This window comes from Pseudoroseomonas cervicalis ATCC 49957, from assembly GCF_000164635.1.
Classification (GTDB): Bacteria; Pseudomonadota; Alphaproteobacteria; order Acetobacterales; family Acetobacteraceae; genus Pseudoroseomonas; species Pseudoroseomonas cervicalis.
On sequence record NZ_GG770778.1, the window covers coordinates 130,456 to 140,112 of the forward strand.

A 9,657-nucleotide genomic window follows, 5' to 3' on the forward strand; every position below is an offset into this window, starting at 1 on the left:
GAATGACACAGGAAAAACCCATGCCGCTTGATCCCCGCCTCGACCGCCTGGCCGAGATCGCTGTCCATGTCGGTCTCGGCGGGCTGAAGCCCGGCCAGGAGCTGCTGATGACCGCCTCGGTGGAGGCGCTGCCGCTGGTGCGGCGCATCACCGAGCATGCCTACAAGGCCGGTGCCTCGCTGGTGACGACGCTGTTCTCCGACGATGAGTGCAGCCTGGCGCGCTACCGCTTCGCCGCCGATGGCAGCTTCGACGTTGCCCCGGGCTGGATGTTCGAGGGCATGGCGGCCGCCTTCCGCGGCGGCGCCGCGCGGCTGGCCGTGGTGGGCGATGATCCCAGCCTGCTGGCCGGCCAGGACGCGGAGAAGGTGGCCCGCGCCAACCGCGCCCGCTCCCAGGCCTATCGCCCGGCGCTGGAGCTGATCACCGCCTCGGCCATCAACTGGACGCTGGTGCCCTTCGCCTCCGCCGCCTGGGCCCGCGCCGTCTTCCCCGACGCCTCGCCGGAACAGGCGGTCGAGCAGCTGTGGAACGCGCTCTATGCCAGCACCCGCGTCGACCAGGCCGACCCGAAGGCCGCCTGGGCCGCGCACAACGCGGCGCTGATGACCCGCCGCCGGATGTTGAACGAGAAGCGCTTCCGCGCCCTGCATTTCTCCGGCCCCGGCACCGACCTGACGGTGGGGCTGGCCGACAACCATGCCTGGATGGGCGGCTCCTCCAAGGCGGCGAACGGCATCACCGGCAACCCGAACATCCCGACCGAGGAGGTGTTCACCACCCCCCATGCCGGCATGACCGAGGGCACCGTCTCCGCCACCAAGCCGCTGGCGCATCAGGGCACGCTGATCCGCGACATCCGCGTGCGCTTCGAGGGCGGCCGGATCGTCGAGGCCCAGGCCAGCGCCGGCGATGCGGTGCTGCAGAAGATGATCTCGACCGACGAGGGCGCCCGCCGCCTGGGCGAGGTCGCGCTGGTGCCGCATTCCTCGCCGATCTCGCAGAGCGGGCTGCTCTTCTTCAACACGCTGTTCGACGAGAACGCGGCCAGCCACATCGCCCTCGGCCAGGCCTACAAGAAGTGCTTCACCGATTCCGAGAGCATGAGCGACGCCGAGTTCGCCACGCGCGGCGGCAATTCCAGCCTGATCCATGTGGACTGGATGATCGGCTCGGCCGAGGTGGATGTGGACGGCATCCGCTTCGATGGCGGGCGGGAGCCGGTGATGCGCAAGGGCGAGTGGGTCTGAAAAGTCAGGGGCTCTGCCCCTGACCCCGCCGGGGTGGCAGGGCCACCCCGGACCCCGCCTTCAGTTCAGGATGCGCTGCACGAACAGCGCGGGATTGCCGTAGCAATCCTGGTGGGGCAGCGGGCGGGCCACGCCGTCGCGCTCCACCAGGAAGGTCGGGAAGCCGCCGGCGCCGATGCGCTGCATCAGCCCGCGCGTCGTCTCGATGTGACGGTCCACCGGCGCGGCTTCCAGCGCCGGCAGGAACTCCGCCGGCGCCACGCCCAGCCCCTCGGCCAGCCGCGCCAGCACCGGCGTCTCGATCACACGCTGCCCCTCGACATAATGCGCGCGCTGGATGGCGCGCAGCATCGGCAGCGCCTGCGCCTCCGGCACCGCCAGCAGGGCGGCGATGGTGGGGCGGGAATGGAAGCGCGTGGCCGGGTCCCGCAGCAGGCCCTGCAGATAGGCCTCGCCGAAGGGCTGGCCGGTCATCGCCGCGATGCGCGCATCCGCCTGCGCGATCATCGCGCGCTTGGCTGGCGGCAAAGCGGTCGGGCTGTCCCACAGCCCGCCGCCATGCAGCCGCACCGCGATGCCCGCCGCCGCCGCGGCCTCCACCAAAGGGGAAGCCGCGTAGCACCAGCCGCAGAGCGGGTCGTGGATGTAATGCAGAATGGGCATCAGTAGCCCACGGTGAAGCGGCGCCGGATGTGCTTCGGCTGCTCGATCTCATCGGCCAGGGCGATGGCGTAATCCTCGAAGGAGATGCGGCTGTCGCCCGTCGCATCCACCAGCAGCTGGTCGGTGCCGAGGCGGAAATGCCCGGTGCGCTCGCCGGGCACGAACCAGGCGGAGGGGGAGAGGAAGGTCCAGTCCAGCCCGTCCTCCCGCTTCAGCCTCTCGAGGAAGGCGCCGCCGGCGCGGGCTTCCTGCAGATAGGCGGAGGGGAAGTCGGGGGTGTCGAACAGCTTCACGCCCGGCGCCACCTCCAGGCTGCCGGCGCCGCCCACCACCAGGTAGCGCGCCACGCCGGCCTGCTTCACGGCCGCGATCAGCTTGTCCGGGTCGCTCGCCGAGAAATGGATGCTGCTGACCACCGCGTCATGCCCCGCCAGCAGCGGTGCCAGCGTGGCGGGGTCGGCGGCGTCGCCCGCCTGGGCGGTGACGCCGGGCAGCGACGCGATCTTGCACGGGTCGCGGGCGATGGCGGTGACCTGGTGCCCGCGGGCGGAAAGCTCGGCCAGGATGCGGCTGCCGGCCTGGCCGGAGGCGCCGATGAGGGCGATGCGCATGGCGTGTGTCCCTGAAAGTTGGTATCCGATGGGAACCAGTTAGGGCAGCCCTATGCGGCGCGAAAGAAGGCACTTTCACCCCATCTGGTATGGCTGAGGTAACCGATGCGGAGGCAGGCCATGCAGCATGGCGATCTGTTCGACCCGAATTGCCCGACGCGGCTGGTGCTGGACCGCATCGCCGACAAATGGACGGTGATGCTCTTGTTGCTGCTGCGGCAGGGGCCGCAGCGTTTCGGCGCGCTGCGCCGCGCCACCGGCATCACCCAGAAGGTGCTGTCCCAGGCGCTGCGGCGGCTGGAGCGGGATGGCTTCGTCAGCCGCCGGGTCTTCGCCACCGTGCCGGTGACGGTGGAATACGCCATCACCCCGCTGGGCGCCGATCTGGCCCGGGCGCTGGATGGGCTGCGCGACTGGGCGGAAGCCCGGATCGGCGCTGTGCTGGAAGCGCAGCGGCGTTATGACGCGGCCACGCCAGCCCTGGCGGCAGAATAGGGAAAGGGTTCTTTTTTGAAAAAAAGAACCAAAAAACTTTTATCCGTTGGCGTCCCGCTGATGGCCTGAGGCGGGACGCCAGACTGAAAGAAGTCTTTTTGCTTCTTTTTCTTCAGAAAAAGAAGATTCTTCCCTCATCCGCCGACCTGGGCGATCCAGTCCTGCAGATTGTAGTAGTTGGACACCCGGGCAATCTTCCCGTCCCGCACCTCGAAGAAGGCGCCGGCGGGCAGGATGTATTCCTGGCCCTTGGCTTCGGGCAGCCCGGCATCGGTGGCCAGGTACTTGCCATGCACCGTGAACTCGGCGGCGGCGCGGGTGCCGCCTTCGCCCACCATCACCACGATGTCGCGCAGCTCCTCACGGTAATGCGCATTCATCCGCAGCATGAAGGCGCGGAAGGCGGGGATGCCGGTCTCGCGCGAGCCCTGGTTGATGTCATGGGCCACATCCTCGGCCAGCAGGGCCAGCATCGCCTCGACATCGCCGGCGTTGAACGCGGCGTAGTAGGAGCGGATCAGCGTCTCGGTGGCAGCCATGTGCTCGGGGCCCTTCCTTGCCGGGGGGTGGGGCGGGTCTTATGGTGCGGCGCATAACACGGCCGCAAGCCCAAGACATCATGACCGAGACGCTGCAGACCTCCGGACTCCCCCCCCAGAAGCCCGGGAAGCCCCTCAGCTTCCAGGACATCATCCTGACCCTGCACCGCTTCTGGAGCGCGCAGGGCTGCGTCATCCTGCAGCCCTACGACATGGAAATGGGCGCCGGCACCTTCCACCCGGCGACGACGCTGCGCGCGCTCGGGCCGAAGGACTGGAAGGCGGCCTATGTGCAGCCCTCCCGCCGCCCGGCCGATGGCCGCTATGGCGAGAACCCGAATCGCCTCCAGCACTACTACCAGTACCAGGTGATCCTGAAGCCGAGCCCGGCCGACCCGCAGGCGCTGCTGATCGAGAGCTACAAGGCGCTCGGCATCGACCCGACGCTGCACGACATCCGCTTCGTCGAGGATGACTGGGAAAGCCCGACGCTGGGCGCCTGGGGCCTGGGCTGGGAGGTCTGGTGCGACGGCATGGAGGTGACGCAGTTCACCTATTTCCAGCAGGTCGGCGGCATCCCGGTCGAGAAGCCCTGCGCCGAGCTGACCTACGGCCTCGAGCGCCTGGCCATGTACATCCAGGGCGTCGAGAACGTCTATGACCTGGATTTCAACGGCCAGGGCGTGACCTATGGCGAGGTCTTCCTGCGCGCGGAGAAGGAATTCTCGGCGTTCAATTTCGAGCACGCCGACACCGCCCTTCTGTTCCAGCACTTCAAGGATGCCGAGGGCGAGTGCGCCGCGCTGGTCGAGAAGAATTTGGCGCTGCCGGCCTATGACCAGTGCATCAAGGCCAGCCACGCCTTCAACCTGCTGGACGCGCGCGGCGCCATCAGCGTGACCGAGCGCGCCGCCTATATCGGCCGCGTCCGCGCCCTGGCGAAGCGCTGCTGCGAGACCTGGCTGGCCGGCGGCTGAGCCGGCACCCGACCGAAACTGCCATGCTGGCGCCCGAATCCCGCGCCAGTCTTCCATCCGGCCCCATCCCCGCAAGGCCCATTATGCCCGAACTCCTGCTCGAACTCTTCTCCGAGGAAATCCCCGCCCGCATGCAGGCGCGCGCGGCCGAGGATCTGTCGCGCCTGATGGGCGAGGCGCTGAAGGGCGCGGGCCTGGCGCCGCAGGGCGTGCGGGTGTTCCACGGCCCCCGCCGGCTGACCCTGCTGGCCGAGCTGCCCGCCGCCACCGAGGCGGTGCAGGACGAGCTGGCCGGCCCCGCGCCGGAGGCCCCGGACCGGGCGCTGGCCGGCTTCCTCGGCAAGCTCGGCCTGGGCGAGTCGCTGGTGCCGACGCTGCGCGAGGCCGCGGCCGGGGCGGGCGAGGGCGAGACGGTGCTGCATGCCGAGGGCGCCGTGACCCTGGTGCTGCGGCGGGAGAAGAAGGGGGGCAAGCTGCTCGGCCGCAGCGCCCGCCCGGCGGTGCCGACCGGCGCGCTGCTGGCCGAGATCATCCCCGGCATCCTGCGCCGCTTCCCCTGGCCGAAATCGATGCGCTGGGGCGGCACCAGCAATTTCGTCTGGGTGCGGCCCCTGAAAAGAATCCTGTGCCTGTTCGACGGCGCGGTCGTCCCCTTCACCCTGGTGCAGGGCGAGGATGACGGGCATGGCCTGCGGAGCGGCGACCGCACCGAGGGGCACCGCATCCTCTCCCCGGGGGATTTCGCGGTGCACAATTTCGCCGATTACGCGGCGCAACTCGCGGCGCGCCATGTCGTTCTGGACCCCGTCGAGCGCGCCAAGCTGGTGCGTGACGGCGTGGCGGCGCTGGCCGCCGCGGAGGGGGTCGAGGTGGTGCCTGACGAGGGCCTGGTGGCGGAGGTGGCTGGTCTGGTGGAGTGGCCCGTGCCGCTGCTCGGCCGCATCGACGACGCTTTCATGGATCTGCCGCCGGAGCTGATGCGCACCACCATGCGCGTCAACCAGCGCTATTTCGCCCTGCGCAAGCCGGATGGCACGGCGGCGCCCTGCTTCGCCCTGGTCTCCAACATCGCCGCCACCGATGGCGGCAAGGCCGTCGCCGGCGGCAATGAGCGGGTGCTGCGCGCCCGCCTCTCCGATGCCCGCTTCTTCTGGGACCTCGACCGCAAGCAGGCGCTGGAGAGCTTCCTGCCGAAGCTGGACAGCGTGGTGTTCCACGCCAAGCTCGGCACCCAGGGGCAGCGCGTGGCGCGGCTGGAGCGGCTGGCCGCCTGGCTGGCGCCGAAGCTCGGCGCCGATGCGGCGCTCGCCGCCCGCGCCGCGAAGCTCGCCAAGGCCGACCTCGCCACCGGGCTGGTGGGCGAGTTCCCGGAACTGCAGGGCATCATCGGCCGCTACTACGCGGTGAAGGATGGCGAGGATTCCCGGGTCGCCGAGGCCATCGCCGCGCATTACCGCCCGGCCGGCCCGGGCGACGCCGTGCCGTCGGAACCCGTCGCGATCGCCGTGGCCCTGGCCGACAAGCTGGACCAGCTGGCCGGCTTCTTCGCGGTGGGCGAGAAGCCGACCGGTTCGGGCGATCCCTTCGCGCTGCGCCGCGCGGCGCTCGGCATCATCCGCATCCTGCGCGAGAACGGGCTGCGACTCGACCTGGCCGACGCGCTGGCCGAGGCCTTCTTCGGCTTCCCGCAGGCGGTCGGCAGCACGGCCGAGCCGGAATTCGGCATGGCGGTGGCGCAGGAGGCGATGAAGGCCGGCTTCCAGCCCGACCCGAAATCGGCCCACCCGCCGATGGTCGCGGCCTTCGCCGCCGGGCTGCTCGACTTCCTGGCCGAGCGGCTGCGCGTGCAGCTGCGCGCCGAGGGCGAGCGGCATGACGTGCTGGCCGCCGTGCTGCCGGCTGGCGGCGCCGACCTGGTCCGCCTGCTGGCCCGCGCGGCCGCGCTGCGCGGCTTCCTGGAGGGCGAGGACGGCGCCAACCTGCTGGCCGCCTCCCGCCGCGCCGCCAACATCCTGCGCATCGAGGACAAGAAGGACGGTCCGCACCGCCCCGAGACCGATGCCGCGCTGCTGGTGGCCGAGGAGGAGAAGGCGCTCTCCGCCGCGCTGGACGAGGCGCTGCCGCGCGCCCGCGCGGCGCTGGCGGCCGAGGACGACACCGCGGCCATGGCCGCGCTCGCCACGCTGCGGGCACCGGTGGATGCCTTCTTCGACAAGGTGGTGGTAAACGATCCGGAGGCGAAACTCCGGCGCAACCGTCTGGGCCTCCTGGCCCGGCTGCGGTCGGCGATCGACCAGGTTGCGGACTTCTCCAAGATCGAAGGCTGAAGGAAACCCGAGATGCAGAAGTGGGTGTATGGCTTCGGCGCCGGCCGCAATGACGGCAAGGCCGAGATGCGCAACCTGCTGGGTGGCAAGGGCGCCAACCTGGCGGAGATGGCGTCGATCGGCCTGCCGGTGCCGCCGGGCTTCACCATCACCACCGAGGTCTGCACCTACTACTACCAGCACGGCAAGCAGTACCCGGCGGAGCTGACGGCGCAGGTGGCCGAGAACCTCGCCCGCATCGAGCAGGCGGTCGGCCTGAAGTTCGGCGACGAGGCGAAGCCGCTGCTGGTCTCGGTCCGCTCCGGCGCCCGCGTCTCCATGCCGGGCATGATGGACACCGTGCTCAATCTCGGCCTGAACGACCGCACGGTGGAGGGGCTCGCCACCGCCTCGGGCGATGCGCGCTTCGCCTGGGACAGCTATCGCCGCTTCATCCAGATGTATGGCTCGGTGGTGCTGGACGTCGACCATCACCGCTTCGAGGAGATCATCGAGGACACCAAGCTCGACCGCGGTGTCACCGAGGACACGCAGCTTTCGGCCGAGGACTGGAAGCACGTCGTCACCCAGTACAAGGCGATGGTGCAGGAGGTGCTGGGCAGCCCCTTCCCGCAGGATCCCGAGGCGCAGCTCTGGGGCGCCATCGGCGCGGTGTTCGGCAGCTGGATGAACCAGCGCGCCATCACCTATCGCCGCCTGCACGACATCCCGGCCGAATGGGGCACGGCGGTGAACGTCCAGGCCATGGTGTTCGGCAATATGGGCGAGGATTGCGCCACCGGCGTCTGCTTCACCCGCGACCCCTCGACCGGCGAGAATATTTTTTACGGCGAGTACCTGATCAACGCGCAGGGCGAGGATGTGGTGGCGGGCATCCGCACGCCGCAGCCGATGTCGGAAGCCCGCGCCAAGCCCGGCGAGCGCAGCATGGAAGTGGCCATGCCGGCCGCCTATGCCGAACTCGTCAAAGTCCGTGAGACGCTGGAGAAGCACTACACGGACATGCAGGACATCGAGTTCACCGTGCAGCAGAACAAGCTGTACATGCTGCAGACCCGCAACGGGAAGCGCACCGCCGCGGCCAGCCTGAAGATCGCCGTCGACATGGCGCGCGAGGGGCTGATCGATGAGCGCGAGGCGGTCCGGCGCGTCTCGCCCGGCTCGCTCGACCAGCTGCTGCACCCGACGCTGGACCCGAAGGCGCCGCGCAACCTGCTCTCCAAGGGCCTGCCGGCCTCGCCGGGTGCCGCCTGCGGCACCGTCGTCTTCTCCGCCGACGAGGCCGAGGCGCGCGCCGCCAAGGGCGAGAGCGTCATCCTGGTGCGTATCGAGACCTCGCCCGAGGACATCCACGGCATGCACGCCGCCAAGGGCATCCTGACCACGCGCGGCGGCATGACCAGCCACGCGGCGGTGGTGGCCCGCGGCATGGGCCGGCCCTGCGTGGCGGGCGCTGGCGGTGTCGTCGTCGACTACAACAGCCAGCAGCTGCGCGCCGGCGGCCAGACCATCCAGGCGGGCGAGACCATCACCCTCGATGGCGCCACGGGCGAGATTTTTCTCGGTGCCGTGGCGATGGTGGAGCCGCAGCTCTCCGGCGATTTCGCGACGCTGATGGGCTGGGCCGACAAGGTCCGCCGCCTGAAGGTGCGGGCGAATGCGGAAACGCCCCTCGATGCCGATACGGCGAAAAAATTCGGCGCCGAGGGCATCGGTCTGTGCCGCACCGAGCACATGTTCTTCGACCCGGCGCGCATCGGCGCCGTGCGCCAGATGATCATGTCGGAGAGCGAGGGCGGCCGCCGCGACGCGCTGGCCAAGCTGCTGCCCTTCCAGCGCGAGGATTTTTCCGAGCTGTTCCGCATCATGGCGGGCTTCCCGGTGACGATCCGCCTGCTCGATCCGCCGCTGCATGAATTCCTCCCCCACAAGGAGGAGGAGCTGGCCGAGGTGGCGGAGAGCCTCGGCGCCGACCTGGCCACCATGCAGCGCCGCGCCGCCGATCTGTCGGAAGCGAACCCGATGCTCGGCCATCGCGGCTGCCGTCTCGGCGTGACCTATCCCGAGATCTATGAGATGCAGGCGCGCGCCATCTTCGAGGCCGCCGTCGCCATCGCCAAGGAAACGGGCAAGGCGCCGGTGCCCGAGATCATGATCCCGCTGGTCGCCACCCGGAAGGAGCTGGAGATCACGCGCGCCCAGGTCGACAAGGTGGCGAAGGAGGTCTTCGCCGAGGCGGGCCAGGAGATCGAGTACCTGGTCGGCACCATGATCGAGCTGCCGCGCGCGGCGCTGACGGCGGACGCCATCGCCGGCACCGCCGACTTCTTCTCCTTCGGCACCAACGACCTGACGCAGACGACTTTCGGCCTGTCGCGTGACGATGCCGGCAAGTTCCTGCCCTATTATGTGGAGAAGGGCATCCTGCCGAAGGACCCGTTCGTCTCGATCGACCCGGAGGGTGTCGGCGCGCTGGTGCAGATCGCCACCGAGAAGGGCCGGTCGGTGAAGCCGGCCATCAAGCTTGGCATCTGCGGCGAGCATGGCGGCGACCCGTCCTCGATCCAGTTCTGCGAGAGTGTCGGGCTGGATTACGTGTCGTGCTCGCCTTACCGCGTGCCGGTGGCGCGGCTGGCGGCGGCGCAGGCCGCCCTTTCCGGCGCCTCCGACCGCACCGCTTAGTTCTGTCAGGCTGCCGCGGTCTCGTTCAGAAGCGGGGCGCGGCGCTGGGCCGGGGTGGCGGCTGTGAGTGCGGCGATCCCATCGCGGCCCTGACCGGCAGCGGACAGAAAAAA

8 protein-coding genes are annotated in these 9,657 nt (G+C 69.8%); 5 read left to right on the top strand and 3 right to left on the bottom strand.

The window, feature by feature from the left end; all coding sequences use genetic code 11:
- Window positions 1-20: 20 nt before the first annotated feature.
- Window positions 21-1,250, top strand: a complete 1,230-nt coding sequence (locus tag HMPREF0731_RS07940; protein WP_007003555.1) for an aminopeptidase — start codon at window positions 21-23, stop codon at window positions 1,248-1,250.
- A 60-nt stretch (window positions 1,251-1,310) separates the two neighbouring features.
- Here the strand turns inward: HMPREF0731_RS07940 and HMPREF0731_RS07945 are convergent, their stop codons facing one another.
- Both HMPREF0731_RS07945 and HMPREF0731_RS07950 read right to left on the bottom strand, forming a co-directional pair.
- Window positions 1,311-1,913 carry a DsbA family protein gene (locus HMPREF0731_RS07945; RefSeq protein ID WP_007003556.1) on the bottom strand — a complete coding sequence of 201 codons (603 nt, stop codon included), beginning with the start codon at window positions 1,911-1,913 and terminating at the stop codon, window positions 1,311-1,313.
- Window positions 1,913-2,524 (bottom strand): NAD(P)-dependent oxidoreductase, encoded by a 612-nt coding sequence (locus tag HMPREF0731_RS07950; protein ID WP_007003557.1) that lies wholly within the window; start codon window positions 2,522-2,524, stop codon window positions 1,913-1,915. The genes HMPREF0731_RS07945 and HMPREF0731_RS07950 overlap by 1 nt, the downstream gene beginning before the upstream one ends.
- A 120-nt stretch (window positions 2,525-2,644) precedes the next feature.
- Between HMPREF0731_RS07950 and HMPREF0731_RS07955 the strand changes: the two genes are divergently transcribed.
- Window positions 2,645-3,019 carry a winged helix-turn-helix transcriptional regulator gene (locus HMPREF0731_RS07955; protein WP_245538286.1) on the top strand — a complete coding sequence of 125 codons (375 nt, stop codon included), beginning with the start codon at window positions 2,645-2,647 and terminating at the stop codon, window positions 3,017-3,019.
- A gap of 134 nt (window positions 3,020-3,153) precedes the next feature.
- Here HMPREF0731_RS07955 and HMPREF0731_RS07960 read toward each other — a convergent pair whose 3' ends face one another.
- Window positions 3,154-3,558, bottom strand: a complete 405-nt coding sequence (locus HMPREF0731_RS07960; protein ID WP_007003559.1) for a ketosteroid isomerase-related protein — start codon at window positions 3,556-3,558, stop codon at window positions 3,154-3,156.
- An 80-nt stretch (window positions 3,559-3,638) separates the two neighbouring features.
- On the opposite strand from HMPREF0731_RS07960, the gene HMPREF0731_RS07965 reads away from it, so the two are divergent.
- From HMPREF0731_RS07965 to ppdK, 3 genes are all read left to right on the top strand, one after another.
- Window positions 3,639-4,535 (top strand): glycine--tRNA ligase subunit alpha, encoded by an 897-nt coding sequence (locus tag HMPREF0731_RS07965; RefSeq protein WP_051014714.1) that lies wholly within the window; start codon window positions 3,639-3,641, stop codon window positions 4,533-4,535.
- Between the two features lie 83 nt (window positions 4,536-4,618).
- Window positions 4,619-6,862, top strand: a complete 2,244-nt coding sequence (gene glyS, locus HMPREF0731_RS07970; protein ID WP_007003561.1) for a glycine--tRNA ligase subunit beta — start codon at window positions 4,619-4,621, stop codon at window positions 6,860-6,862.
- Window positions 6,863-6,874: 12 nt separating this feature from the next.
- Window positions 6,875-9,544, top strand: coding sequence for a pyruvate, phosphate dikinase (gene ppdK, locus HMPREF0731_RS07975; RefSeq protein ID WP_007003562.1), 2,670 nt, complete (start codon window positions 6,875-6,877; stop codon window positions 9,542-9,544).
- The last annotated feature ends 113 nt before the right edge of the window (window positions 9,545-9,657 follow it).

What these genes read in the sequence shown, in the direction of transcription:
- glyS (WP_007003561.1), top strand. Translation starts at nt 4,619, where the DNA reads ATGCCCGAACTCCTGCTCGAACTCTTCTCCGAGGAAATCCCCGCCCGC.
- ppdK (WP_007003562.1), top strand. Translation starts at nt 6,875, where the DNA reads ATGCAGAAGTGGGTGTATGGCTTCGGCGCCGGCCGCAATGACGGCAAG.
- HMPREF0731_RS07945 (WP_007003556.1), bottom strand. Translation starts at nt 1,913, where the DNA reads ATGCCCATTCTGCATTACATCCACGACCCGCTCTGCGGCTGGTGCTAC.
- HMPREF0731_RS07960 (WP_007003559.1), bottom strand. Translation starts at nt 3,558, where the DNA reads ATGGCTGCCACCGAGACGCTGATCCGCTCCTACTACGCCGCGTTCAAC.
- HMPREF0731_RS07965 (WP_051014714.1), top strand. Translation starts at nt 3,639, where the DNA reads ATGACCGAGACGCTGCAGACCTCCGGACTCCCCCCCCAGAAGCCCGGG.
- HMPREF0731_RS07950 (WP_007003557.1), bottom strand. Translation starts at nt 2,524, where the DNA reads ATGCGCATCGCCCTCATCGGCGCCTCCGGCCAGGCCGGCAGCCGCATC.
- HMPREF0731_RS07940 (WP_007003555.1), top strand. Translation starts at nt 21, where the DNA reads ATGCCGCTTGATCCCCGCCTCGACCGCCTGGCCGAGATCGCTGTCCAT.
- HMPREF0731_RS07955 (WP_245538286.1), top strand. Translation starts at nt 2,645, where the DNA reads ATGCAGCATGGCGATCTGTTCGACCCGAATTGCCCGACGCGGCTGGTG.